Below are 24,626 nucleotides of genomic sequence, written 5' to 3'. Positions count from 1 at the left end.
TCAATACTCCTCTCTTCTGAGCTACTTGACGCCGCCCATGGTTAAACCGCGCACCAGATGTTTTTGTACCAGCAGACCGAGCACCAGCATCGGCAGCATCACCAGGGTTCCTGCCGCAGTCAGCGGCCCCCACTCTGTCCCCTGGAAGGTTAGGAATGAGGTGATCGCGACTGGCAGCGTCTGTGTAGAGTCGCCAGAGAGCGTCAGGACAATCTGGAATTCATTCCAGATAAAGAACAGCGTCAATACGCCTGATGCGGCCAGGCCGGTTCTTGCCAGCGGCAGCATGATACTGCGAAACACGCGCCATTCGCTGGCACCATCAACGCGCGCCGCTTCACGAATTTCAGGGGGAATATCTTCAAAGAAAGTAGTGATCATCAGAATGGTAAATGGCACGTTAGCTACGGTGTAAACCAGAATCAGCACCAGATAGTTATCCGTCATGCCAAGCTTCGTAATGAGGTAATACACCGGGATAACCAGCATAATGACCGGTGCGTAGCGCAGGCTCATGATGAACTGCTTAGCCTGTCCTTTTCGCTCAATAAAGAACACCAGTCCGTAGGCAAAGAGCGACCCGAATACCAGGCACAGGAACGTTGAGACCAGCGAAATCAGCAGACTGTTACCGAATGCGCGAATGAAATCGCCATTGCTCAGCACCTGCCGATAGTTGTCCAGAATCGGCGTAAACCAGAGCTTTGGTGGCATGGCGAAGGCATCTAAGTACGTTTTAAATGACATTGTCACGAGCCAGTAGATCGGCAGCAGGAAAAACGCCAGTATGACCATCAGCACCAGCCAGAAGCCGGTTCTCCGGCAGATTAACTTCAGTGAATCACTCATCTTTCATTACCTTCTTACTGGCGAATGACAGCACCACGATCACCAGCAGCGTGTTGATGATGGCGATCACCACCGCTGCGCTGATACGAAAATCCTGGAACCCGGTGAGGTAGGCGTACATGTTGGTGGTTTCCGTCGCCAGGGCCGGGCCGCCACGGGTCATCACATAAATCAGGTCAAAAGATTTGAATGCATCAATCATGCGCAGGAACAGCGCCATGAGAATAATGGGCTTCATCATCGGCAGCTTGATGAAGGCCAGCAACCGCCAGCTACGTGCACCATCCAGCTCTGCCGCTTCAAGAGGTTCATTTGGTAACGCGTCCAGCCCTGCGGATACCAGCAGGATAATGAAAGGCGTCCACTGCCAGATATCCGCCAGAATCAGCGAGGCCATTGCTGTGCCGGGATTGCCTAACCAGTCAATTGGCGCGATGCCAAACATGCCCGCGATCCAGTTGAACAGCCCGGCATTAGGATCGTAGAAAATACGCCAGATAAGTCCCGCCACGATGGGGGTCACTATCATGGGTAAAAGTAACAGCGCTCGTACCAGCTTGCGGCCAAAAAAGTCGCGGCTGATGAACAGCGCAATAGCACTGCCGAGTACCAGCTCTGCCACCGTGGATCCCGCCACATAGACCAGCGTATGCCACAGAGAGAGCCACATGCGGGGTTCTTTCAGCACCTCAATGAAGTTCGCCAGACCGATGAAATCAAACGGCGGTGGCGACATCAAATCGATGTCATACACGGACAAATAGATGGCGTAACCCAGCGTGTAGAACGAAACCAGCAGCAATACAATCAATAAAGGCAGTGTAAACGCCTGCTGCGTGAGTTTTGCTTTCATAGTTTTACCTGGATCTGCGTAAGAAATTCATTTCCCTCAGCACGCCTGAACGCACTGAGGGAGAAAGGTTAACGAGACAACGCTTTATTGTTACGGGTGTTCGCTGCCTTCAGTGCGCTTTCAACAGACTGGGTGCCAGCCAGCGCTTCAGACAGGGCAATGCCGGTGATATTGATGATCTGCGTAGCCTGCGGCACGGTAGGCAGATATTTCGCGTTTCCGTTCTTTAGAGCAGCAAGCATGCCGTCCTTGAAAGCGCCATAGCGCTGAGCAAAAGCATCACTGTTAATGGCGCTGAGCGAACTCACACCAGCGTTCGGATTCAGCTCAACTGATTTCATCTGCGTCTGGCTGGCGGTTGCCCAACTGATGAATTTCCAGGCGGCATCCTGATGCTTACTGTCACTGTTGATGAACATACCGTGAACCTGAAGTGCGCCGCTGTTCCCCGGATGATCACCCGGCTGTGCAGGTACCGGGGCATAACCGACTTTCCCGACGACTGAAGATTGTTTCGCGTCTTCATTGAAACCACCATTCACGGTAGAGTCGATGGTCATCGCCGCTTTGCCCTGCTGGAACACCAGACGGTTTTCCTGCCAGCCAAAGTTAGCCGCACCAATCGGGCCGTAATTCTTCAGGATATTCACGAACGCATTTGTAGCTGCAATCGCCTCGGGTGATGAGATGGCAGACTTGCCGTTACTGTCGATCCACTGGCCGCCGTAGCCCCACAGGAAGGCAGCCCACGCAAAGGTGTTCTGAATACCCTGTGCGCCGCGAAGAGTGATACCCGCGACCTGACCGTTCGTTTTCTCCTTGATGGTTTTAGCGGCTGCGGTCAGCTCATCAAAGGTTTTCGGCACGGCGATACCGTACTGCTCAAACAGGTCTTTGCGATACATCAGGAAGGTACTCTCCCCGTATACTGGCAGGCCATAATAAGCATCTTTATAGCGCAGCGTATCTGCATAGCTCGGTACCAGATCCGCTTTGTCATAAAATTTGGTATCACTCTTCATCCACTTATCAACGGGTGTGATATAGCCTGCCGAGGCGTAACCCACGGCGTGAACCCAGTCGTCCATAACGACATCGTAACGTCCGCTGTGCGAGGAGAAGGCCAGCAAGGCTTTAGAGGTAAGATCGTTGTAAGGTACAATTTCTGCCTGAACCTTAATACCGGTCTCTTTTTCGAATTCCGGCAAAAGCGCTTTGATGGAATCACTGGTGCTGTGTCCTTCAAGCAGTACACGAAGGGTTTCCTCTGCGCTGGCGTTACCTGCCAGCAGAAGTGTGCCAATAACACCTGCAATACCCATTTTTTTTATGCTCATCTCATCACCTGGTTTATTCAGTCAGAATGTCAGACCCGGACGATTTCGCCGGTACGGGCGGAGTCCATAATGGCAAGCGTAATGCGCAGCGCCTCGTTAGCTTCTTCACCGGTCGCGACTGTCGTCGTGCCGTTGCGGACATCACCGAGGAACGACATCAGCTCTTCACGCAGGTCGCCTTTGATTTCACCCTGGCTCAGCGGCCAGTGCTGGGTGTCGATATAACGGTTAGCCGTTTCGGACGCGTGATACAGTCCTGACTCACCGCATTCAATTTCAATCAGCCCTTTTGTCGACAAGATCGACATTTTGGCATCGAGCAGCGTGCGTGAACCGGCCGGCAGTGCCCAGGAGCTTTCCAGATTCACGACGGTGCTGTCCGCGAAGCGAATGATGGCGAACACGGAATCCTCGGTACCCAGATGGCCAAGCAACTTGTTGGTGGTCTGCGCATACACGCTCACCGGCTGGGTGTGCTTCAGCAGCCACAGGATCATGTCCACGTCGTGCACCGTAACGTGCAGCGGCAACGGCAGGCTGCCACCGTAACGGGCCGGACCTTCAATTGCCGGGCTGTTACGACGAGCAGTAATGTGGCTGACTTCGCCTGCGCTACCGGTCGCCAGAATTTCCTGAGCACGGGAGTAGCGCGGGTCGAAACGCAGCAGGAAGCCAATACCCAGCTTCACGTTGGCATCGCGGGCAGCGCGGATGATGGCTTCGCCGTCTTCCATCGTTGCGGCAATCGGTTTTTCCAGGAAGATGTGCGCACCTACTCTGGCGGCCGCGAGGGCCGGTGCCACGTGGAAATCATCCTTGGTGCAGATGCTGACGATGTTGGGTTTTTCATGATCCAGCATCTGATTAAAATCTTCATAGCAGTTCAGCTTCGGGATCCACTCCTTCAGCGCTTCACTGCGGGACAGGTCCGGGTCGGCCACGCCAACCACATCAACGCCATACATCTGCTGCCAGATGCGGGCATGCATTGCTCCCATGAAACCTGCGCCAATGACGCATACTTTAATAACGCTGTCTGTCATTTCACTTTCCTCAGTACCTGGTTTGAAAACTACATAACGTTCCCGTGGCATATCAGGTGATTCAAATAACATGCCAGAATAAGTCCAGATTAATACCAAAGTAAAAATTAGTTGCATATCAACGCAATCAGCGTTAAATCAATATTTTTGCAACATATTTAACCTGTTATAACGCCTAATCCTGACTGCTGTCCAGCACGATCATGGTGCTTTTGGTCAAAATCAGAGCACCATCACGGTGCGAGAAGTATGTCTTTAAAATACCAATTTACAGATCTGGTATTATTGTGGTTATCTGATGGGTAATTGCAAAACCAACAGGAACGGAAGATGACGCTCGATGTGAATAAACTTAAAAATCAGTTGGTTGTTTCGTGCCAGCCCGTAACTGGTGGGCCAATGGATCACGTCGACATCGTGGTCGCGATGGCGCGTAGCGCAGAACTGGCAGGCGCGGGTGCCGTGCGTATCGAAGGTGTGGAGAACGTGAAGCAGGTTTCTAAGTCGCTGGAAATCCCGGTGATTGGTATTGTGAAGCGTGATCTGGATGATTCGCCGGTGCGCATTACACCTTTCCTGCAAGACGTTGTTGATCTGATAGCTGCCGGAGCCAGCATTATTGCAGTGGATGCTACCGATCGTCAGCGCCCGGTTCCCGTTACAGATCTCTATAAGCTTGGCCGTCAGTCAAATGTGTTACTTATGGCCGACTGCTCGTCACTGAAAGATGGCATTGCTGCCGCTGAGATGGGCTTTGATTTTATTGGCACCACCCTCTCAGGTTATACCGATGAAACTGCCGATCAGCCGATGGATCGACCAGACCTTGAACTCATCTCAGCGCTGGCAGCTCGCGGTTATCGTGTGATGGCGGAAGGCCGTACCCGCACGCCGGATCACGCCGCAGCAGCGCTGAAAGCAGGCGCGTTTGCAGTAACGGTCGGATCTGCCATCACCCGCGTCGAGCACATCACTGATTGGTACAAAGCAGCACTGGCTGACGTGATTAAGGGGAGAACAACGGCATGATACTGGCGCTGGACATTGGCGGGACAAAACTGTCCGCCGCATGGATTGAGGGGCAGGAATGTATTGCTCGCAGGCAGGTACCCATGCAGCATGATGAGGCGGGTTTTCTGGCGGCGTTACGCGAGGTCACCCAATCAGACTATCCAGTTGAGCGCGTGGCTGTTGCCGCAACGGGTTATTTGCGCGAAGGCCGCGTGTGGTCGGTTAATCTCAACACCATCCCCTTCTGGAAAGGTTTTGCGCTGGGCGAAGTGCTGGAGAAGCAGTTTAACTGTCCGGTGATCATGCTCAATGATGCACAGGCTGCGGCATGGGGAGAGTACCTTCCACGCCAGCATAATCGTACAGATCTGCTTTTCATTACCCTTTCTACCGGGGTCGGAGGTGGCCTCATTTGCGACGGGAAACTACGGATTGGTCCGCAGGGGCTGGCCGGACATATCGGGCATGCGACGGTGAGCGTTGCACCGCTGGATCCGGACGCAGGGCGCTGTGGTTGTGGACGCACGGGTTGTCTGGAACATATCGCTTCCGGCACTGCCCTTGCCCGCCAGGCCACGGCACTTTTTGGCCGCCGGATCGACAGCCGCGAACTGTTTTCCCTGGCGGCAGATGAACCACAGGCCAGTGCGATCCTCGATAACGCAGCCACGGCTGTAGCACAGGCCATTGCCGATACGCTCATGGTTGTAGACATCCAGGAGGTGGTGCTGGGTGGAAGCGTAGGTCTGGCAGAAGGCATGATAGCGCGGGTTAATAAGGCACTTCAGGCCTTCCCGGCACTGTTTAACCTGCCCGTGACGGCAGCACTGGGCGAGGGTGATGCCGGTTTACTGGGCGCTGCTGACTGGGCACAGCGCAATTAGATGGCACTGGTTTACTGGCCCGACGAGATATCTCGCTGTAGCTCAACCAGAAAGTCGTAACTGTCGCCCCGATACCAGGTATGGGTGTATTCAATCGGCCGACCATCTTCCAGATAGCAGTGGCGTTCTACGTGTAATGCCGGGCTGTGCGCTGGCATATCCAGCAGATGGCTGTGTTCGCGGTTCAGCGGTTCTGCACGAATACGCTGAAGCGCCCGAGCAGGCATGAACCCATGCAACTGAAACACGGCATACAGGGAATCTTTCAGTTCATTCATATCCGGAATAAATGTCTGTGGCACAACCGCAATTTCAACGGCCATCGGACGATCGTCGACAGTTCGCAGGCGCTTCAGACGCCAAACCAGCGCGCCAGGAGAGAGGTTGAGCGCAATGATTTCCGAAGGCGATGCGTGCGTCAGCTCTTTCTCAAGCCATTGGGCACCTGGTTGATAGCCACGTGAAATCATGTCCTCACTGAAACTGGTCAGCGATGACAGCGGCTTTTCGACTCTGCCAGCGACCGTACTGCGTGCACCGCGTCGCTGAATAATGATCTGCGCATTCGCCAGTTCGCTCAATGCCCGGCGCACCGTCACGCGAGACAGGTTCAGTTGTTCGGACAGCTCGCGTTCGCTTGGAATGGCGTATCCGGCTTTCAAATCACCGCGGGTGATCATGTCGCGAAAACCTTTCTCGAGGCGAAGATACAGCGGGCCGACGGCACGATTTGTATCGTCACAGTAAGTTTTCAGTGTCTCGATGAATTTCGTATCCATGCTCAGCCGTCCCTTCCTCATGAGAGTTCAAAGATACCTGATGTTTACCTGCTGGCATAGGGATGAAACTCCCGTTTTAACAAAACTGGTATCCTCTGGTATGGTTCGCGTTATTTTACCAGGATGCAGCAATGATGAGGGGCCGCGAGAAGATCCCGGCATTCCTGAAGAAAAATGAAAGGTCGAAAAACTACCAGTTTGACCTGCCGGATTCAGGCCAGACATTTCAGTTAATGATGCGACTGATGACTTAAAACAGCATAGGCAGCGTCGCAGTGGCCGTCTGCTGGCTTGCCGTTGAATACGGGTTCCCAGCGCCGTAAGTCCGCGGATGAGTACTTCAACCTGCAGCATGGCACCCACCTTAGCGCTCAGCGATCCGGCGGTAAGCGAGCCTTCCCGTCCTGCCCCCTATTGCCGCAGCGCCCATATACGGCGAGCGCCATAAATGGTACGAATTGCGCCCTTATTCATAGTCATGGTCTCCCAAAAAATAGATTTTATCTTCCAGTTACATGTTAAGAAAACGCCGGTAACAGAAGGGAATGTATAGCAGTATATATTTCTAAAAATGAGTGATAAATCAAATAACTGATTAAAATCTAAGGAACCACATGTAAGCAAAAGAAATAATTTTCTTATAAAACCGTGAAATTATGAATTAACAGGAAACCGTTAAACAGAAACGTTATTCAATTACGCCAGATAAAATTACTAAAAAGATAACTTAGCAAAAGCACACCAGTTTTGTCTGGTTTTCATAAAAATAAAAAAGTTGAAAGTAAATTACTCACGGTGTATTTGTTTGTCTGGCAATGTTTTGTTATTAAGCTCACCACAGCCATAAACAGGAGTTATTTATGAAAGTAATCGCAAGAGACCTTTTAGACGAAATATCTGGAGCCGGCGGCCGTAACGATCCCTCCTATAGCTCAGGGCGTAACAACACCAGTAATAACGGTGGCTCGAGTTCAGGATCCAATGGTAATCCCCGATATAATGAATCGGGCGTGGTAAATTGTAATAATGGTATTATTGGCGGAGCTATTTCCGGTGCAGCCGGGGGAATCGGTGGTGTAGCATTGGGCATAGCAGGTGGCGCATTTGCTGGCGGCTGCTTTACAGGAAGCGGTAACGGTGGAAATAACTCTGGTAATAATAGCTCTTCTGGAAGCTGTAACTCAGGTGGAATGGGTGGCTCCTGCAGCCGTTAAAAATATTCACCCGCCGCTTCTTTTGCGGCGGGTATTAAGGAGGATTAATTGAAATTTATCATAAAAAATCTTATTTTATTTTTATCAATAATGACTGGCTTTTTGTTTCTCAGTGGCGCAGGTATCCTCCCAGGATTCAACACCTTTAAACCTCCCGTTGAGTTATCCAGGTTAGTCATCACTATCAGCTCATTAATATCATTTGTGTTGCTAGGCGGTAAGATTATAAAGATTTTATTCAAAGGTGATATAAAAGCACATGGTAACATTAAATGAACAAAAAAGATGGATATTTATTCTTATCTGTTTTTATTGTTATGGTTATTCTTACCGGGGCTCCACTGCTTTTGCCTGAAAAATTAAGAATGATGTCGATCGTGTCTGGTATGTTTTTCCCATTGATGTTCACGGTGGAGATCCTGGTTATTACCCCTCTTTATTTTTTATTTTTGAGAGAGAAAGAGGGTTTTGGGGTGGGAACTTTCATCCTGAAAGATTTCATCCTTTATTTATCCATTATTTTGACTATACAGTTCATCCTCCCAAAACTGTTCTTCCAAGAAGAAATCTATGACAGTCATTCTGAGACAATCCTGCCTGCAATCACCTTTATTTTTATACAAATATCTTATATTTTAATGGCGCCTGTTTATGAGGAAATTGCAATCAGAGGTGCGCTATTCGGATCACTGACCATTTTTCTCAAAGCAAAATTTCCTGCGGCAATTTTATCCTCTCTGATCTTCGCCGTTTTACATACTCAGTATTCAGGCTACAAGCCATTAATCATTCTTTTTTTTGTTTCATTAACGCTTACAGCAGCGAGAGTTCGGTCAAAGGGATTATTATTGCCAGTCATACTACATGCGCTGATGAATTGTATCATCATAAATAAAAGCTATATTTTCGGCAGTTAAATGACAAAGGGTTCCCACCATATAGCATACTTTTATAAGGAGATGACATTGTTTCGCAGGGAGGCGGTTGATTATCAGAGGATGAGATTGCGGGGCCGGACACTGCTGCTTCCCGGAATCCCTTTTTGGGCAGTGGCGAGCCTGTGTTTCTTTTTTACTGCAGCATTATTGACCTTCATTATCGCCGGAACCTATAGCCGCAGGATCAACGTCTCAGGTGAGATATCGACTTATCCCCGCGCTGCAACTCTCTACTCCGGTGTTCAGGGTACAGTTGTAAAACGATACGTTCACGAAGGGCAATCAGTTGAGGCAGGCTCGCCCGTATACCAAATTGATGTAAGCAAAAGTACGCGTAACGGTGTCATAAGCGAAAATGAACGCAGGGATATTGACAACCAGCTTAACCAAATTTCACATATAGTCAGCCGCCTGGAAAGCAATAAGAAAGCTACGCTGGATATGTTAGAAAAGCAAAAAGAGCAATACATCTCAGCCTTCCTGCACTCTACGAATATTCTTCGTCGCGCACAGGAAGGGCTCCGTATCATGAAAGAAAATATGGATAACTATCGCCAGTATCAGAAACTTGGACTCGTAAACAAAGAACAACTCATTAGCCAGGTAGCTCTTTATTACCAGCAACAGAACAGTCTTCTCGGTTTGTCAGTTCAAAATGATAATAATTCTCTTCAGATAACGGCACTGGATAGTCAGATCCATACTCAGGCAGCCGATTTTGACAATCAAATCTATCAGATGGAACTACAGCGCTTTGAACTTCAAAAAGAGCGAACCCGTATTGATGCCGATGACACCATTATCGTGCGGGCACTAGCCGCTGGTCGTATAGATTCGCTGAGCGTTACAGTGGGACAAATGGTTAATCCGGGTGATAGCCTGCTACAGATTACTCCAGAAAAAATAGAATATTACGCTCTGGTGCTTTGGGTTCCTGATAACGCCATTCCTTATATTAATCCCGGTGACCGGGTCAATATTCGTTATGAGGCTTTCCCGGTAGAGAAGTTCGGCCAGTTTGCCGGCACGGTTTCTGTTATCACAAGAACGCCTGCATCGCTGCAGGAAATGCACAGCTACCGAAGCGCTCCCACATCCGCTTTAACCACTGTTGCTCCCTATTACAAGGTCATCGTCAGGCCTGAAATGCAGGAAGTCAGGTATGTCGGAAAACGGCTGCGCCTGGAAAATGGCATTCAAGCGCAGAGCACAATGTTTCTGGAGAAAAGGAAAATCTATCAATGGATGATCGCCCCCTTCTACGATATGAAGGTCAGTACTTCAGGACCAGTCAATGAATAGAATGACCTTTAAAACTTTGGTCGCGAAGTTGGAAATAAAGTTACGCAACCGACTGCCGATGATCCACCAGACCGAGTCTGCTGAATGTGGCCTTGCCTGCCTGGCAATGATCTGCGGACATTATGGCAAGAATGTGGACCTGATAGCGCTCAGGCAACAGTTTAATCTGTCATCTCGCGGTACATCGCTATCCGGACTGACGGATATGGCTGAACAGTTGGGAATGAAAACCCGCCCTCTTTCGCTCGACATCGACGAGATTGGGGCTCTGAAGATGCCGTGCATTTTACACTGGGAATTTAATCATTTTGTAGTGCTGGTCAGCGCCAGGAACAATCGCATGGTGCTACACGATCCGGCGCGCGGACGGCGGACGGTTAGCCTTAAAGAACTTTCGCAGAGTTTTACCGGTGTGGCGCTGGAAGCCTGTCCTGGGAGTAATTTTACTGCCGAAAACGTCCTCAACAAAATTAGCCTCAGATCCCTTATTAGCAGCGTACACGGTCTAAAGCGAGCGCTCGGTAAAATATTTTGTCTGTCGCTGGTGTTTGAAACCATCAATCTGGTAATGCCGATCGGTACACAGCTGGTAATGGATCATGCCATACCGGCAGGAGACAAGAGTTTACTGACGGTAATCTGCGTCGGACTGATTTTTTTCATCCTGCTTAGGGCCGTAGTCGGTATGGTACGCGCCTGGTCAGCACTAATTATGGCAACGCTTATAAACGTGCAGTGGCAATCCAGCCTCTTCAGTCATCTGTTATGTCTGCCGCTCAGCTATTTTGAGCGACGTAAGATGGGTGATATCCAGTCACGGTTTAGCTCACTGGATACGCTGCGCAACACTTTCACCACCAGTATAGTCGGTGCCATCATGGACAGTATCATGGTCATTGGAGTGGTGATTATGATGGTGCTTTATGGTGGATGGCTGACCTGGATTGTGATGGCATTTACCGTCCTTTATGTATTGCTGCGCCTGCTAACTTATGGACGCTACCGACAGCTGTCAGAAGAATCACTTGTCAGAGAAGCTCGTGCCAGTTCTTACTTTATGGAAACGTTATACGGCATTGCCGCTGTAAAAATACAGGGAATGGGACGGCGTCGCGCCGCCCACTGGTTAAACCTTGAAATTGACTCAATTAATACCAGCATTCGCATTACTAAAATGGACATGCTGTTTGGCGGTATCAACACATTGATTATTGCCTGCGATCAAATTACTGTGCTTTGGCTGGGTACGAGTCAGGTTATCGATAACCAAATGACTATCGGAATGTTTGTTGCATTCGGTGCTTTTCGGGGACAATTCTCTGATCGCATCAGTTCACTGACGGAGTTTGTATTACAGCTGCGCATGATGAGCCTGCATAATGAACGCATTGCCGATATTGCACTAAATCCGCGGGAAAATCATAAACCTGACCGCTATTACGAAACAGGGTTAAAGCCTTTAGGACTGGAGACCCATGAAATTAGCTATCGTTACGACACTCAGTCACCTTACATATTTCGTAAAATGAATATCTCAATCCTGCCGGGGCAGAGCGTGGCAATCACGGGCCCTTCCGGGGCAGGAAAATCTACGTTACTTAAAATATTATGCGGGCTATTTTCCCCCGACAGCGGAAGAGTAGAGATAGAGGGTGTTGATATTCAGCAGATTGGAATCAATAACTACCATAAAATGATCGCCTGCGTCATGCAGCATGACAAGCTGTTCAGTGGTTCAATCAGGGAAAATATCTGTAGTTTTGCAGACGAGGCTGATGAAGTCTGGATGAAAGAATGCGCCCGCGCCAGCTACATTCATGAGGTGATTATGCGTATGCCGATGGGTTATGAAACTCTTATAGGCGAGCTGGGTGAAGGGCTTTCTGGCGGACAAAAGCAACGCCTGTTCATTGCGCGAGCACTTTATAAAAAACCATCAATTTTGTTTCTGGATGAGGCGACAAGTGCGTTGGATAATGAGAGTGAAGCGATGGTGAACCGGGCAATCAGAGAGCTTAACATTACCAGAATCATTGTCGCACACAGGGAAAGTACGATCGCCTCAGCTGACAGAGTTATTACTCTGGATTGATCGCAGTTGGATATCGTCAACAAAAGGATTCATGGTGCTTTTCGTCATTTATCATGTCTGCTTAGATTAAAAGCAAACAGATACAAACAGCAACGTCGCACTAATTAGTCCCCTCTAGCCCCACGCCCTGTTTTGCATCACCACCCGGTACCCGTCGGGATCAACGAAGGTTTTCCCATTCACATCCCAGTAAGGATTGAAAGAGTTCGTCCGTTTAAAACCCGCTTCGATCATGGTTTCGCATGCCAGCTTCCATGCATTTTCATCCGGATAATAGAGGACGAGGAGATCGTCTTCGGTTGGCGAGGGTATAACGGGATGTCCCGGGCAGCAGGTGAATTCGAGGTGCCAGTCGAGGTCTTTTCGCCCCAGCATCACGCCATTGAAACCGTCGTGATCGTGGAATTCGGCAATTTTTTGCAGACCCAGTCCCTGACTAAACATCAGAACCGATCGTTCAAGCTGGGAGACGGGTCTGGCAATGCGCATGTGCGTAAACATCTGGCTTGACTCCTGAAAACGTTTTTCTGGGTGTTGTTAACCAGGTAGAGTTTACACATGATCGGGCTGGTCATTTGTCGATGAGAGCCTGCGCAACATTCCCTGCCCGCGTTGTGCACGTCATGCTACAGCACCGCGGCGGTATAACCCGAATGGCAGCAACGGTTATTCAGGTTTCCCGACCGGCGCACTGCGCAGCGGGCGACAAATCACGCTCATGGCAACGGCGCTGCACAGGGGAAACAGTGCCAGCAGCAGCCAGGGATAAATAGCCTGCGTTGAAGGGACAAGCGCGTTGTCCAGCAGCGGTCCAAACATTAAATTGCCGGCCAGCACCGCGAAGCCGCCGGCGGTGGCCAGGGCGCCGTAATGTGCACCCAGCGTCGCGGGGTCGGCAAACCGGGGAATCAAATCCTTGGCCGACGGCACCAGCAGCATCTGGCCGAATGTCAGAAAAGTCACCAGACACACCGCAGGGATTAACCGCAGCCAGCCGTCAGGCGGCGTGGTTGACGCGAACAGGGCCACGCTGGCAAACGCGGCGGAGAGCAACAAAAAACCCACCGGTAAAACTTTTACCGTCCCCACGCGTCGTGCAAAGCGCGCCAGCGGCAGCTGAAAAGCGATAATCAACACCGAGGCCAGCATAAAGAGCGGGCCGAGATCTTTCTCGCTGCCGCCTGCTCGCCGAATCTCCACTGGCAACGCCAGATACAGCTGGTTGTAGCTCAAAAGCCACGAGCTGTAAGCCACGATGAAAGCGACAAAACGCGGCTGGCGGAAGGTCATCCACCAGGAGACTATTTTCAGCGCCTGTTTGCTGTTACCTGTAGCAGGGAGAAAAAAGTACAGCACAATCAGCGCGATGACAAAGACCGCGGCCCCTGCCAGCGCCACCTGGCGAAAACCGAATCCGGTCAGCAGTGCGCCAGCCACCGGGCCCAGTACGGCACCGAGTTCGCCGCACACCGCAAACAGTGCAAACCACTCCGCGCGGCCGCGCATGCCTTTGGCCTCGCTTTGCGTTCCCGCTTTGGCCAGCAGCGCTTCGATCGACGGGGAAAACAGCGCACCGCCGATGCCCGTCAGACATGCACCCAGAATGATCGGCCACAGCGATTGCCCCAGCGCCAGCAAAAGATAACCCGCAATCCGGACCAGACAGCCACACAGGATAATGATCTTTGCGCCGTAACGGTCAGAGAGCGCACCGCCCAGCAGAAACATTCCCTGTTGGGAGAACGTGCGTAATCCCAGAATCAGCCCGATAACGCCGCCGGAGAGCAACATATCATCGCGTAAGAATATCGCCAGAAAGGGAACAACCGCGTAAAAGCCAATGTTGAAAACAAACTGGCTGCCCAGCAAAACGCCCGGGCGCAGGGTAGAGACAGGACGCAGCGAGAAAGAAAGCATGCTACCTGGCCCTAAAGAATGAAATGAATGTGCTTCTTGCCATGAAAGCGGGAGATCTCAATTTTGGTTTTCACCCGGAATACCTGCCAAAGCAGCGCCTCGGTCAGGATATCCTGCGGCGTGCCGGTTGCGATGATTTGACCGTTCTGCATCACGATCAGCGAATCACAGAACATCGATGCGTGGTTGAGATCGTGAATGGCGACAATGCTGGTAACCGGTAACTCGCTGATCAGCTGCATTAATTGCATCTGGTGATGGATATCCAGATGGTTGGTCGGTTCGTCCAGCAGAATTTCGCTCGGCGTTTGCGCCAGTGCGCGGGCAATGTGCACACGCTGACGTTCGCCACCGGAGAGACTCAGCCATCCCTGCTCACTTTTCTCCAGCATGTCCACGCGCTGCAGAGCGGCCGTCACAGTCTCGTCATCGTGCGCACTCCAGTTAGAGAATGGCGAATGATGCGGAATGCGCCCCAGTTTCACCACATCGCGCACACGCATGTTGGCGTCAGTCATGCCGTGCTGCTCGACGAATGCCACCCGGCGGCCAAGCTGTTTGCGGGCGATGCGGACGATATTTTGCCCGTCCAGCGTCACACAGCCGGTATCCGGGCGCCGCAGGCCGGCAAGGATGCGCAGGAGGGAAGATTTACCACAGCCGTTTGGACCAATCAGCCCTACCGTTTCACCACGGGAAATGTGCAGCGACACGTTATCGACGATGACCTTTTTTCCGACCTTCCAGCTAATGTTGTCAGCGGAGATACTCATTATTTATTCCCCGAACGCCAGATAATCACCGCAAAGAACGGCACGCCAACCAGCGCGGTCACCACGCCTACCGGCAGGCTTTGCGGGGCAATCAGCAGGCGTGAAGCAATATCTGCCTGCACCATCAGAATGGCACCGGCCAGTGCGCTGGCAATCAGCAACGTGCGATGCAGCGGACCAAAGAAGAAACGCATGACATGCGGCACCACCAGGCCAATAAATCCAATCGAACCGGCCATGCTGACGATGGTGGCGGTGATAAGCGCGGTGGTGATAAAGAGCGCAAGGCGCACCTGAGGCACCGCAATACCCAGCGAGGCAGCCGCATCGTCACCAAAAGTGAACGCATCCAGCGCCCGGGAATAGTAGAGGCAAATGGCCAGTCCGATGGTCACTACCACCAGCACCAGCTGGAGTTCCGGCCAGCGCACGCCACTGAAGCTGCCCAGCAACCAGAACATCACATCGCGCGCCTGCTGCGCACTGGCAGAAGTGCTGATGGTGTAAGCGGTGATGGCATTAAACAGCTGGGAAGCCGCAACGCCAGCCAGGATGGTGCGTTCATTACCGCCACGTGCCCCTTTCGTCAGAAAAGCGACAAAGGCAAAGGCAGTGAAGGCGCCGGCAAAGGCTCCCGCCGACAGCGAGACGGCTCCGCTGCCGATGCCCATGACCACCACTGAAACCGCCCCGGTGGAGGCTCCGGCAGACACACCGAGCACGTAAGGCTCGGCCAGCGCATTCTTCAGCAGGCTTTGTAAAACGGCACCGCAAATCGCTAATCCGGCGCCACAGCATGCCGCCACCAGCGCGCGACTCAGGCGAAAATCCCAAATCACACTCTCGTAGATGCGGGTCAGGGGAACATGCGTAAGCCCGATTTTATTGCTGATGGCATAAAAGACGCTTTCCAGCGGGATCGACAGCTCACCCACGCTGACGCCCGTCGCGATCACCAGCAATAATAACGCCACGGCAGCCACCAGCGAGGCGGTCAGGAACAGCCCCTGTCGCGCCTGAACAACAGCGATGATCATCAGTTCAGTTCCAGTTTTCTCAGCTGCTCACCCACCTGTTCGGCTCCGTAGACAGTGCGGATGGTCGGGTTCATAGCCTGGCCGTCCATCACCACAATGTGGCCTTTTTTCACCGCATCCAGCTGGCTGACGGCAGGATCGCTTTTCAGGAATTTGATTTTCTCTTCGGCTTTATCCAGCGCCCAGCGATTGCGATCGAGACTGGAGACCACGATCACATCCGGATTGGCAGCAATGATGCTCTCCCAGCTGACCGTCGGCCATTCGGTCTCTGACGTGATGGCGTTATGCCCGCCCAGCACGCTGGCGATGAATCCGGATGGACTGTTTTTACCGCCCACATAGGCATCCGCAGACGGTGACGAGCTTGAGAACCAAAACACGAACGAGAGATTCTTTTTGCTGCTACCAAACTCCTGACGCAGTGCCGCTTCACGCTTTTTGAAATCGGCAATCACCGCCTGGCCGCGATCTTCCACGTTGAAAATTTTGGCGAAGTCCTGAATCTCCTGATACAGGTACGTCATATCCCACAGCTGCTGGCGACTGCCATACATATCACCTGCGGCTTTTTTGGTAGCGCACATTCCTGGCGACACATAACTGTTCACGCCAAGGGTGATCAAATCTTCGCGTTTTGCCACCTTGCTCTCGGGTCCCAGCAGCAGCGGCGTCTGGGCAGGAACGAAGTCCGGATTTTGCGCCAGCACGGATTCGAGGGTGGGGATTTCTACCGTTAGCGTTTTGATTTTTGCATTCTGTTCGGCCAGCTGTGGCAACACTTTAGTCGGCCAGAACGCACTGGCGATGACCTTGTCCTGCAGGCCGAGCAGCAGCAAAATTTCTGCGGTATTTTGCCCCAGCGCCACCACGCGCTCAGGCGGCCTGGTGAAGGTCTCTTTATAGCCGCAGTTTTCAATCGTGAGAGGATAGGTGGTGGCCAGCGCAGAGCTAACCGATGCAAACACCAAACATAACGTGCAGATGACCTTTTTCATTTACCCCTATCCCCATTGATATTGTTTTGAGAAGCCCGCGCCGCTTTAATGCAAATGAAACTCATTAACGAAGCGGGCTTTTATACAATGGGCATTTTAAGGTGTCAACGGGAGATTGTTTCCCAGAGTTATCATCGTCATGGACCTGCCAGGATCGCATACCGGACGTTCTGTAAAAGCCTGTCCGCAGCCAGCCGGTCCCCTTCCCTGCTGGCGTCACGTATTTAATACGCAGAGCATGCCAGGCCAGCATTCGCTTCGCGGCACCCGGTAAGAGGCGTCCGCCGATTCAGGCCTGACGCTGACCGCACTCAGCGATGTTTACCGGTTGCCTGCGCTTTTCTGACAGCTGCAGACTGACCATCGCCAGCAGAATAAAGGCCACCGACATGCCGATCAGCCCGTAAAAGCCGGCCAGTGGATATATCCATGATGCGCCCGCCGAGCCAAAGCCGATACCGCCAAACATGAAGGCACTGGTCAGCGCCAGCGCAATGCCGCGATGGCGGACTGATGCCAGCTCGACGATCCGGCGCTGCTGGCTGGGCCAGAGCAGATCGGTGGCAAACGCCCAGACCACCAGTGCCGCCAGCAGCACGCCCAGCGCTTTCGGCAGCACGGCGATAAGCGCCGTATCGACGATGAGCAGCGTCATGCCGCTCAGCAGCAGCTTCTCAGCGGTAAAGCGTGTCGCCGCGCGGGTGACCCAGAGATTGCCCAGCACGCCGGCAACGCCCAGCACGGCCAGCGCTGCGGAGACCGCATGCGTGCCGCCAGTGTAGGTGTCGCGAATGAGCGGCGCGATAAAAGCGTAAAAGCTGTAAACGCCGGAAGTAATAAAAAACACCACCAGGAAAGCCGTCAGGTATTTGCCATCGGCCAGCACGCCGGCCATCTCACGCAGCCGGATGCGCGTCCCGGCACTGTCATCCGGCACCGTCAGCAAAATATTCAGCCCGCTCAGCAGACTTAGCAATCCGACCAGCACAAACAGGGCTTTCGCGCCCCACAGGCTGGCTACCCAGGCGGCGAGCGGAATACCGGCAAGGCTTGCCATCGATACTCCGAGCAGTACCATGCCGATGGCCCGGCCGCGCTGCTGTTCATGGACCAGTTCGGAGCCCAGCGCAACCAGCACCGGACCGATGAACCCGGCGCCGGCCCCCATCAGGATGCGTGAGGCGAGCAGTGCGCTGTAGCCCGGCGACAGCACAAACGCGAAGGCGCCCAGGCTAAACAGTGCAATGCCGGTGAGCACCAGCTGGCGACGGCGCAGGTGGCCAAACAGCACCTGTACCAGCGGAGCCGCCAGCGCGAAGGTGAGTCCGAAAACACTCAGTAAGCGCGCGCTCTGCGCATCAGTCAGCAGCCAGGCTGCTGAGATGGCCGGCAGACTGCCAGCGACAGACAGCGCGCCGGTAGCCTGTACGAAGTAGGCAATGCTCAGCGCACGCAGCGCGCGGCGCTGGGAAGAGGTGATGACAGCGTTCATTATTTCTCTCCGGCATAAACTTCAGGGGCGCTGCCCCTGAAATGTTTACTGAACAGGAATCGGGTTATCCGCCACAGACTGGTTGAACTGATTCACCAGCGTATGCTCGTTCGCGCCCGGGTTATCGCGCACCGGCAGCACGCGGTCGACAATGGCTTCGATGGTGTCGGTGCCCAGCTTTTCAAATGTCTCGCTGATGAAGGCGTCCAGCGGCATGGCGCGCGGGTCGCCACTTTTGTAAATCAGATCGGTATCCACCCACGGCGGTGAAATTTCGATGACCTGCACGCCGGTATCACGCAGCAGGAAACGCTGCGACAGGGTATAGGAGTGAATCGCGGCCTTGGTGGCCGAGTAAAGCGCGTTGGTCGCCAGCGGCAGGAAGGCCAGCACCGAGCTGTTGTTAATCAGCACCGCGTCCGGCTGCTGCTTCAGGTGTTCGATGAAAGCTGCACTGACGCGCACCGGTCCCAGAATGTTGGTGTTCAGTAGCGTCACCGCCTGCGCGTCATCCAGTTCGCCCGCCGCATTATCAAACGGCATGATGCCAGCATTATTGATGACCACGTTCAGGGCCGGATAGCGTTCCAGCACGCTCTGTGCGGCGGCCTGAATGCTGTCGGCGCGCGTGACGTCCAGCACCACATAGCCCATGCCCGGACTGGCGGCGGTGACTTCCTGCAGCAGCGCCTCGCGGCGTCCGGAGATAATCACCTGGTTGCCCAGCTGATGAAATTTTTCTGCCATTGCGCGGCCGATGCCAGAAGTGCCGCCTGTGATGAAGATGGTGTTATCGGTCAGTTTCATGATCTGATTCCTTAATGGGAAAGTTATTGGGATTGCGATTCTGAATAAGGGGGCGTTCAGTGCACAGAGACGGGCCGATAGCGTTCAGCCGGCGCGTCGCTGCCGAGGTGCGGCATCATGGCCTGCCGCGCCTGCTCATAGCGGCTCCAGAGCGCTTCGTCCTGCAGGGACGGAATGGTAATGAGCTCGCCGCGGGCGAAGCCGGTGAGCGCCGCATCAACCATCTCCTGCGCGCTCATGACGATGTTCGGGTCAAGCTGGTCAACCGGCAGACCGCCGTTATCCCAGAACGGCGTCGCGGTAGCGCCAGGCAGTACGGCCTGCACCTGAATCCCCTTACCGGCCAGTTCATGGTGCAGCGACTGACTGAACGCCAGCACGTAAGCCTTGCTGCCGCCGTAAACACCGTTCAGCAGCTCAGGCGCAATGCTGACGATCGAGGCGATGTTGATGATGGCGCCGCGTCCGCGCGCCACCATGCCTGGCACCAGCGCATAGGTCAGGCGGGTCAGCGCGATGACGTTGAGGTTAATCATGGCGTTCATCTGCGCCACGTCGCTGTCCAGCAATGGGGTATGGGTGCCGATGCCGGCGTTATTCACCAGCAGCGTAATGCTCGCGTCCTGACGCAGCTTCTCTTCCAGCGCGTTCAGCTGTGCGGCATCGGCCAGGTCCGCGGTGATGACTTCCACGCTGCGGCCGCTGTCGGTGGTGATGTGTTCAGCCAGCTGGTTCAGGCGGTTGTGATTGCGGGCCACGATGATCAGGTCATAGCCCATGCGTGCCAGGCGGCCGGCGTACAGTGCGCCCATACCGGTAGAGGCACCGGTGACAACGGCAGTGCCGCGGTTGGTGTGTGTCTGCTGCGTCATGATATTCACCTTGTCAGTTATCGGGTTGGTGAATTCATAGTACGCAGTCACGCACCGGCGCGGCTGACGAGAAAGGTCGTGATTTCGGACAACATGATGACCGGGATTCCGGCCATCATGATCAGAAGGCGTTCAGGCGGGACAGCGCGCGTCAGGCTTTACCGGTGCGCAGCGACTGCGGCGGGATGCCATAACCGCGAATGAAAACTTCCCGCATATGGCGGCGATCGCGGAAGCCGGATTCCCGAGCTATCACCTCCATTGGCAGCCTGCTCTGCTCGATCAGCAAGCGGGCGTTTTCCAGTCGTAATCCCTCAATGGCTTTGGCCGGCGACTTGCCCGTCTCAGAACGGAACAGGCGGCTGAGCTGCCGCGCGCTGAGGTGAACCGCATCCGCAAGGTCTTCGATGGTCAGCGCTTTGCTGAGATTGTTGCGCGCATATTCCAGCGCCGACTGCAGCCGGTCGCTGCGCGGAGAGAGCATCAGCATCTCAGAGTGCTGCGTCTGTCCGCCGGAGCGGCGGTGATGCATGACCAGCAGGTGCGCCACGCTGCGCGCCACTTCGGCACCGAGATCTTTCTCCACCATTCCCAGCGCCATATCCAGCCCGGCGGTAAGTCCTGCCGAGGTCCAGATGTGATCGTCAATAATGAAGATGCGGTCTTCTTCTATACGCGTCGTCGGGTGCAGCAGTTGCAGACTCTGGGCATGTACCCAGTGCGTAGTGGCGCGGCGCTCCGATAACAGACCGGCCTGCCCCAGCACGAATGCGCCGGTACAGATCCCGGCCACCCGTCGGGCCCGGGGTGCGTGCACCTGCAGAAAATCAACGATGCCCGCTGTGGCCGGCAGCTCCAGCGGCGTCATTACGCCTGCGACCAGCCAGGTATCCATTTCCATCTCTGCATGGATCGGCTGGCTGTCCACGCCGAAGCCGGAAGAGGACTGCACCGTGCCACCGCGCTCTGAATAAACCGTGCAGTGGTAAAACGGTTCGCCGTTTACCTGATTGGCAAACTCAAAAATACTCAGCGTGGATAATCCCAGAACCTGGAAATAATCGGAAATCAGTAAACCTACCCGGTGCATCGTCGTCTCCTTCAGTCGTCCGGCACCGTCTGCCACACTGTGTCCGGCCTGATCTTAAGCGGGGTAAGCGATGACAATAACCCGATTTCGCTCAGCGGTATCACCTGCGGAAAAATAAAAAAGGCGATGACACCGACCTGCTGCGGATCTTCTGCGCCGTTTTATGTTAAGAGTACCCGATCGGGCAGTTCGCCAGGCATAGGGTTTTAAACAGGCGGCCATTGCCCAGGTCATCAACCAGAGAAAAAACCATGAAAAAATCGATCGTTCCTGAAGAATTTCAGCACTATTACCATGACTGGCACTTCTCTCCCGTTATCGAAGCCGATGGCACCCTGTATCTTTCCGGTGTGACGGCAGCGCGGAAAGACAAACCGATAAGTACCCATCCTGAAGAACAATTCCATGATGCGTTTTATAAGCTGGGTGTGTATTTAAACGCTGCCGGACTGGGCTATGAACATATACTGGAGATGACCACCTTTCATATCGATCTTAAAAAACATATCGGGATATTTTCTAAGGTCAAAGATGTGTATATCAAAGCCCCCTACCCGGCATGGTCTGCCATCGGCGTATCAGATTTCATTCCGGAAAACGCCCTGGTGGAAATGCGGATTGTGGCGAAAAGGGTGCTTCAGGCGGATGGGCAAAAATAACCGCAACCGCCGCTTACGTCACAGGGCTGTGATTACAGCCCTGCTTCTTCCGCATTTATTCAGTTTTTCCCTGCATCAGCTGCCGGTATTTCATGCTGTCATGGTACATCTCATGGAATACGCGGTATTTACGGTCGTAATACTCTTTAATTTTGTTGGTCTGCGGCGTGATGGTCTTACCGATGCGGCTCATGGCGGCCATTGCTTCGGGCAAAGAGTCGTACGCACCCGCCGCCACGGTGCCCATCATCGCGCTGCCGAGCAACATGGCTTCACTCTCTTCCGGCAACAGCATCGCGCAACCCGTCGCGTTGGAATGCTCCTGCACAAATATGGGATTTTTGGTGCCGCCCCCGCTGGCCATAATGGTATCAATGCAGTAACCACTCTGGTTCATGGTCTCAATAATGTGGCGAGTGCCAAGCGCCAGCGCCTGAATGGTGGCGAGATAATGCAGCGCCATGTCTTCCGGCGTGCGTGACAGTTTCAGGCCAGTCAGCGTGCCGGTCAGGGTCGGATTGGCACGCGGTGAGCGGTTGCCATGGAAATAAGGCAGCATATGAATGTCTTTGGTCAGGAAGGCAATATTCTCGGGTTCACCCGCCATCTTGCGCAGAGTGCCGTTGAGCACTTCATAGATGGTTTTGCCGCTGTCTTTACCCTGCTTAAGCAGATCCTGATAACACGGATGCGACTGAATAACATGGTCAATCAGCGCGCCGGTGGTGGATTGTCCGCCTTCGTTCAGCCAGTAATCCGGCAAAATCGCCGAATAGTACGGCCCCCAGATGCCACCGATATAGCGCGCGCTGCGCGACATCGCCATATGGGCCGTGGACGTGCCGCCAATCAGCGCAATGCGGTTGTCAAAATCCGCTGATTCGCCAGATGCGCCGCTGGCACCAAGAATACCGAGGCTGCCGGCGTGCGCATCAATAATCGAAACGCTGACCGCCGTGCCCGCCATTAACCCCATCTCTGCGGCGGCGCGCTGCGTCAGGCCATGCCCCAGCGGCTCACCCATGGTTTTCACTTCGCTGCCGATCTTTGCCGCGTTGTTTTCCAGTAAATCCTCCAGGCCAATCTGGCGGAAATAGCTCGGATCCCAGCGGTCTTCATGGCCGATATAGGTCCATTTGCAGACGGTTGAGCACAGCGATCGCGTGGTATCCTGGGTGGCGCGCCAGGTGAGGAAATCCGGCAGGTCGAACAGATGCCCGACGTTACTCCAGGTGGTCGGCATGTGCTGTTTCAGCCACAGCAGTTTGGGGGTCTGCATTTCCGGCGAGATAATCCCGCCAACAAACTCCAGCACGCGATGGCCGGTGGCATTGATGCGTTCTGCCTGCGTGATAGCGCGATGATCCATCCAGACAATAATGTTCTGCTCGCTGCGCCCGGTCGGACTCACGGTCAGCGGTTTGCCTTCTTTATCCAGCACCACCAGCGAACAGGTGGCGTCAAAACCGATGCCTTTCACCTGAATCGGGTTGATATCCGCCTGACTGACCACGTCTTTAATCGCGTTACACACGGACTGCCAGATCTCATCAGAGGATTGCTCAACAAAATCAGCTTTCGGGCGGTAGAGCGTGATCTCCCGGCTGGCCTGGCCGAGCATACGGCCAGTCATGTCGAAGACGCCCGCGCGGGCGCTGCCGGTTCCTACGTCGACGCCAATAAAATAACTCGCCATGTTCTTTCCTTTCTTGAAAAGCTTTCGCTTATGATTTTCTGTTTTGCAGAGCGATAAACAGGATCAGGACACAACCCCACAGCGCCATGGTCAGGTAACTACTGACGCCCATCAGGTTCAGGCCGCTTTCCAGCATTTGCAGCACGATGAGCGCCAGCACCAGCCCAATCACCCGGCCAAAACCGCCGTCAGGGTTAATGCCGCCAAGCACCGAGGCCAGAATGGTCACCAGCAAATAGGAGTCGCCGTAGCCAGCCTGTGCCGAGTTAAATTTGGACATCATCAGCAGTGCCGCGCCCCACCCCAGCAGAGCTGAAAGCACGTACACCGCGATAGTAACTTTATGCGTGTTGACCCCACTGAACCGCGTCGCCTGCTCGCTGGAACCCATCAGATACAGGCTGCGGCCGAGCGTAGTGTGTTCCAGAAACACCCACAGCAGCAGCGCCACCAGCAGGAATAACACCAGGGCGACCGGGATACCCAGCAGGCTGCCGTTGCTGAGGTACTGAATTACCGGCGGGAAGCCGGAAATGACCGCGCCGTTGGTCAGCAGAATATTCAGTCCGGCGATCAGTGTCATGGTGCCGAGGGTTGCCAGAATCGGTGAAACCCCGATAAAGGCAATCAGCGCGCCATTGAGCACCCCAATCACCAGCGCCACACCCAGACCCGCAAGCAGCGCCAGTGCGACATATTCCGGCTGGTTCGGATGCGCCACCAGAATCGCCGCCATCACCAGCGAACACGCGTTGGCACCGGCAATGATCGAAAGGTTGATCCCGCCGGTCAGCATGGTAATGCCCATCCCCAGCGCCAGCATGCCCAGAATCGGTAACTGCGAGGAGATCGACTGGAAATTGCCGACGCTGTAAAAACTGCCACCCAGCGTAAAGGAGAACAGCACGGCAACGGCCACAATGATCAGCAACTGCAAACGGATGATGCGGTCGCCGGGGAAGAATCGGTTTAAGGTGGTCATG

General features: G+C 53.7%; 24 protein-coding genes. 8 read left to right on the top strand and 16 right to left on the bottom strand.

The features are described from left to right. Positions 1-21: 21 nt before the first annotated feature. The 4 genes from C1Y42_RS11620 to C1Y42_RS11605 all read right to left on the bottom strand — a co-directional run bounded on the left by C1Y42_RS11620 (position 22) and on the right by C1Y42_RS11605 (position 4,082). Complete coding sequence (locus C1Y42_RS11620) at positions 22-849, bottom strand: carbohydrate ABC transporter permease (RefSeq protein WP_104093510.1); 828 nt, start codon at positions 847-849, stop codon at positions 22-24. After that, entirely contained in the window at positions 842-1,702 is an 861-nt protein-coding gene (locus tag C1Y42_RS11615; RefSeq protein WP_058775541.1) for a carbohydrate ABC transporter permease, read from the bottom strand. Before C1Y42_RS11615 ends, C1Y42_RS11620 begins: the two co-directional genes overlap by 8 nt. Positions 1,703-1,770: 68 nt before the next feature. Next, positions 1,771-3,039, bottom strand: coding sequence for a sugar ABC transporter substrate-binding protein (locus C1Y42_RS11610; protein ID WP_104093509.1), 1,269 nt, complete (start codon positions 3,037-3,039; stop codon positions 1,771-1,773). A gap of 29 nt (positions 3,040-3,068) precedes the next feature. Further along, positions 3,069-4,082, bottom strand: coding sequence for a Gfo/Idh/MocA family protein (locus C1Y42_RS11605; RefSeq protein WP_104093508.1), 1,014 nt, complete (start codon positions 4,080-4,082; stop codon positions 3,069-3,071). A 330-nt stretch (positions 4,083-4,412) separates the two neighbouring features. Here C1Y42_RS11605 and C1Y42_RS11600 point away from each other — a divergent pair, with 330 nt between their 5' ends. Next, the gene (locus tag C1Y42_RS11600; protein ID WP_104093507.1) at positions 4,413-5,111 is read left to right on the top strand and encodes an N-acetylmannosamine-6-phosphate 2-epimerase; all 699 of its coding nucleotides are present in this window, start codon (positions 4,413-4,415) and stop codon (positions 5,109-5,111) included. Next, the gene (locus C1Y42_RS11595) at positions 5,108-5,977 is read left to right on the top strand and encodes an N-acetylmannosamine kinase (RefSeq protein ID WP_072209026.1); all 870 of its coding nucleotides are present in this window, start codon (positions 5,108-5,110) and stop codon (positions 5,975-5,977) included. Before C1Y42_RS11600 ends, C1Y42_RS11595 begins: the two co-directional genes overlap by 4 nt. Before the next feature lie 11 nt (positions 5,978-5,988). On the opposite strand, the gene C1Y42_RS11590 is transcribed toward C1Y42_RS11595, so the two are convergent. After that, on the bottom strand, positions 5,989-6,756 hold the full coding sequence (locus tag C1Y42_RS11590; protein ID WP_058775537.1) for a GntR family transcriptional regulator: 768 nt from the start codon (positions 6,754-6,756) through the stop codon (positions 5,989-5,991). 860 nt (positions 6,757-7,616) lie between these two features. Here C1Y42_RS11590 and C1Y42_RS23435 point away from each other — a divergent pair. The 5 genes from C1Y42_RS23435 to C1Y42_RS11570 are packed head-to-tail and all read left to right on the top strand — an operon-like array spanning position 7,617 to position 12,302. Next, positions 7,617-7,970, top strand: a complete 354-nt coding sequence (locus tag C1Y42_RS23435; RefSeq protein ID WP_072209720.1) for a hypothetical protein — start codon at positions 7,617-7,619, stop codon at positions 7,968-7,970. A 48-nt stretch (positions 7,971-8,018) separates the two neighbouring features. Then, positions 8,019-8,246 (top strand): hypothetical protein, encoded by a 228-nt coding sequence (locus C1Y42_RS11585; protein WP_104093505.1) that lies wholly within the window; start codon positions 8,019-8,021, stop codon positions 8,244-8,246. Next, on the top strand, positions 8,243-8,887 hold the full coding sequence (locus tag C1Y42_RS11580; protein ID WP_104093504.1) for a CPBP family intramembrane glutamic endopeptidase: 645 nt from the start codon (positions 8,243-8,245) through the stop codon (positions 8,885-8,887). Before C1Y42_RS11585 ends, C1Y42_RS11580 begins: the two co-directional genes overlap by 4 nt. Positions 8,888-8,935: 48 nt before the next feature. After that, positions 8,936-10,210 (top strand): HlyD family secretion protein, encoded by a 1,275-nt coding sequence (locus C1Y42_RS11575; RefSeq protein WP_104093636.1) that lies wholly within the window; start codon positions 8,936-8,938, stop codon positions 10,208-10,210. After that, positions 10,203-12,302, top strand: a complete 2,100-nt coding sequence (locus C1Y42_RS11570) for a peptidase domain-containing ABC transporter (protein ID WP_104093503.1) — start codon at positions 10,203-10,205, stop codon at positions 12,300-12,302. The genes C1Y42_RS11575 and C1Y42_RS11570 overlap by 8 nt, the downstream gene beginning before the upstream one ends. Positions 12,303-12,416: 114 nt before the next feature. Here C1Y42_RS11570 and C1Y42_RS11565 read toward each other — a convergent pair whose 3' ends face one another. From C1Y42_RS11565 to C1Y42_RS11525, 9 genes are all read right to left on the bottom strand, one after another. After that, entirely contained in the window at positions 12,417-12,803 is a 387-nt protein-coding gene (locus C1Y42_RS11565; protein ID WP_104093502.1) for a VOC family protein, read from the bottom strand. 165 nt (positions 12,804-12,968) lie between these two features. Continuing rightward, complete coding sequence (locus tag C1Y42_RS11560) at positions 12,969-14,219, bottom strand: MFS transporter (RefSeq protein WP_104093501.1); 1,251 nt, start codon at positions 14,217-14,219, stop codon at positions 12,969-12,971. An 11-nt stretch (positions 14,220-14,230) separates the two neighbouring features. Beyond that, entirely contained in the window at positions 14,231-14,992 is a 762-nt protein-coding gene (locus tag C1Y42_RS11555; RefSeq protein WP_059010049.1) for an ABC transporter ATP-binding protein, read from the bottom strand. Continuing rightward, the gene (locus tag C1Y42_RS11550; RefSeq protein ID WP_104093500.1) at positions 14,992-16,029 is read right to left on the bottom strand and encodes an iron ABC transporter permease; all 1,038 of its coding nucleotides are present in this window, start codon (positions 16,027-16,029) and stop codon (positions 14,992-14,994) included. Before C1Y42_RS11550 ends, C1Y42_RS11555 begins: the two co-directional genes overlap by 1 nt. Beyond that, entirely contained in the window at positions 16,029-17,027 is a 999-nt protein-coding gene (locus tag C1Y42_RS11545) for an ABC transporter substrate-binding protein (protein ID WP_104093499.1), read from the bottom strand. Before C1Y42_RS11545 ends, C1Y42_RS11550 begins: the two co-directional genes overlap by 1 nt. A gap of 289 nt (positions 17,028-17,316) precedes the next feature. Continuing rightward, positions 17,317-18,519 carry an MFS transporter gene (locus C1Y42_RS11540; protein ID WP_104093498.1) on the bottom strand — a complete coding sequence of 401 codons (1,203 nt, stop codon included), beginning with the start codon at positions 18,517-18,519 and terminating at the stop codon, positions 17,317-17,319. A 45-nt stretch (positions 18,520-18,564) separates the two neighbouring features. Next, positions 18,565-19,326 carry an SDR family oxidoreductase gene (locus C1Y42_RS11535; RefSeq protein WP_104093497.1) on the bottom strand — a complete coding sequence of 254 codons (762 nt, stop codon included), beginning with the start codon at positions 19,324-19,326 and terminating at the stop codon, positions 18,565-18,567. A gap of 56 nt (positions 19,327-19,382) precedes the next feature. Further along, complete coding sequence (locus C1Y42_RS11530) at positions 19,383-20,198, bottom strand: SDR family oxidoreductase (RefSeq protein WP_104093496.1); 816 nt, start codon at positions 20,196-20,198, stop codon at positions 19,383-19,385. Between the two features lie 151 nt (positions 20,199-20,349). Beyond that, entirely contained in the window at positions 20,350-21,288 is a 939-nt protein-coding gene (locus tag C1Y42_RS11525; RefSeq protein ID WP_104093495.1) for a GlxA family transcriptional regulator, read from the bottom strand. Positions 21,289-21,539: 251 nt separating this feature from the next. Between C1Y42_RS11525 and C1Y42_RS11520 the strand changes: the two genes are divergently transcribed. Beyond that, positions 21,540-21,947 (top strand): Rid family hydrolase, encoded by a 408-nt coding sequence (locus C1Y42_RS11520; RefSeq protein WP_104093494.1) that lies wholly within the window; start codon positions 21,540-21,542, stop codon positions 21,945-21,947. Between the two features lie 55 nt (positions 21,948-22,002). Here C1Y42_RS11520 and C1Y42_RS11515 read toward each other — a convergent pair whose 3' ends face one another. Together C1Y42_RS11515 and C1Y42_RS11510 are read right to left on the bottom strand one after the other, a co-directional pair. Further along, a complete protein-coding gene (locus tag C1Y42_RS11515; protein ID WP_104093493.1) occupies positions 22,003-23,643 on the bottom strand; it encodes an FGGY-family carbohydrate kinase in 1,641 nt (546 codons plus the stop codon). A 28-nt stretch (positions 23,644-23,671) separates the two neighbouring features. After that, positions 23,672-24,625, bottom strand: a complete 954-nt coding sequence (locus C1Y42_RS11510) for an ABC transporter permease (RefSeq protein ID WP_058758909.1) — start codon at positions 24,623-24,625, stop codon at positions 23,672-23,674. Position 24,626 lies beyond the last annotated feature (1 nt).

This window comes from Pantoea sp. ICBG 985 (genome assembly GCF_002928365.1).
Classification (GTDB): Bacteria; Pseudomonadota; Gammaproteobacteria; order Enterobacterales; family Enterobacteriaceae; genus Pantoea; species Pantoea dispersa.
This window is presented reverse-complemented; position numbering and strand designations above follow the sequence as displayed.

What these genes read in the sequence shown, in the direction of transcription:
- C1Y42_RS11620 (WP_104093510.1), bottom strand. Translation starts at nt 849, where the DNA reads ATGAGTGATTCACTGAAGTTAATCTGCCGGAGAACCGGCTTCTGGCTG.
- C1Y42_RS11615 (WP_058775541.1), bottom strand. Translation starts at nt 1,702, where the DNA reads ATGAAAGCAAAACTCACGCAGCAGGCGTTTACACTGCCTTTATTGATT.
- C1Y42_RS11610 (WP_104093509.1), bottom strand. Translation starts at nt 3,039, where the DNA reads ATGAGCATAAAAAAAATGGGTATTGCAGGTGTTATTGGCACACTTCTG.
- C1Y42_RS11605 (WP_104093508.1), bottom strand. Translation starts at nt 4,082, where the DNA reads ATGACAGACAGCGTTATTAAAGTATGCGTCATTGGCGCAGGTTTCATG.
- C1Y42_RS11600 (WP_104093507.1), top strand. Translation starts at nt 4,413, where the DNA reads ATGACGCTCGATGTGAATAAACTTAAAAATCAGTTGGTTGTTTCGTGC.
- C1Y42_RS11595 (WP_072209026.1), top strand. Translation starts at nt 5,108, where the DNA reads ATGATACTGGCGCTGGACATTGGCGGGACAAAACTGTCCGCCGCATGG.
- C1Y42_RS11590 (WP_058775537.1), bottom strand. Translation starts at nt 6,756, where the DNA reads ATGGATACGAAATTCATCGAGACACTGAAAACTTACTGTGACGATACA.
- C1Y42_RS23435 (WP_072209720.1), top strand. Translation starts at nt 7,617, where the DNA reads ATGAAAGTAATCGCAAGAGACCTTTTAGACGAAATATCTGGAGCCGGC.
- C1Y42_RS11580 (WP_104093504.1), top strand. Translation starts at nt 8,243, where the DNA reads ATGAACAAAAAAGATGGATATTTATTCTTATCTGTTTTTATTGTTATG.
- C1Y42_RS11570 (WP_104093503.1), top strand. Translation starts at nt 10,203, where the DNA reads ATGAATAGAATGACCTTTAAAACTTTGGTCGCGAAGTTGGAAATAAAG.
- C1Y42_RS11565 (WP_104093502.1), bottom strand. Translation starts at nt 12,803, where the DNA reads ATGTTTACGCACATGCGCATTGCCAGACCCGTCTCCCAGCTTGAACGA.
- C1Y42_RS11560 (WP_104093501.1), bottom strand. Translation starts at nt 14,219, where the DNA reads ATGCTTTCTTTCTCGCTGCGTCCTGTCTCTACCCTGCGCCCGGGCGTT.
- C1Y42_RS11555 (WP_059010049.1), bottom strand. Translation starts at nt 14,992, where the DNA reads ATGAGTATCTCCGCTGACAACATTAGCTGGAAGGTCGGAAAAAAGGTC.
- C1Y42_RS11550 (WP_104093500.1), bottom strand. Translation starts at nt 16,029, where the DNA reads ATGATCATCGCTGTTGTTCAGGCGCGACAGGGGCTGTTCCTGACCGCC.
- C1Y42_RS11545 (WP_104093499.1), bottom strand. Translation starts at nt 17,027, where the DNA reads ATGAAAAAGGTCATCTGCACGTTATGTTTGGTGTTTGCATCGGTTAGC.
- C1Y42_RS11540 (WP_104093498.1), bottom strand. Translation starts at nt 18,519, where the DNA reads ATGAACGCTGTCATCACCTCTTCCCAGCGCCGCGCGCTGCGTGCGCTG.
- C1Y42_RS11535 (WP_104093497.1), bottom strand. Translation starts at nt 19,326, where the DNA reads ATGAAACTGACCGATAACACCATCTTCATCACAGGCGGCACTTCTGGC.
- C1Y42_RS11530 (WP_104093496.1), bottom strand. Translation starts at nt 20,198, where the DNA reads ATGACGCAGCAGACACACACCAACCGCGGCACTGCCGTTGTCACCGGT.
- C1Y42_RS11525 (WP_104093495.1), bottom strand. Translation starts at nt 21,288, where the DNA reads ATGCACCGGGTAGGTTTACTGATTTCCGATTATTTCCAGGTTCTGGGA.
- C1Y42_RS11520 (WP_104093494.1), top strand. Translation starts at nt 21,540, where the DNA reads ATGAAAAAATCGATCGTTCCTGAAGAATTTCAGCACTATTACCATGAC.
- C1Y42_RS11515 (WP_104093493.1), bottom strand. Translation starts at nt 23,643, where the DNA reads ATGGCGAGTTATTTTATTGGCGTCGACGTAGGAACCGGCAGCGCCCGC.
- C1Y42_RS11510 (WP_058758909.1), bottom strand. Translation starts at nt 24,625, where the DNA reads ATGACCACCTTAAACCGATTCTTCCCCGGCGACCGCATCATCCGTTTG.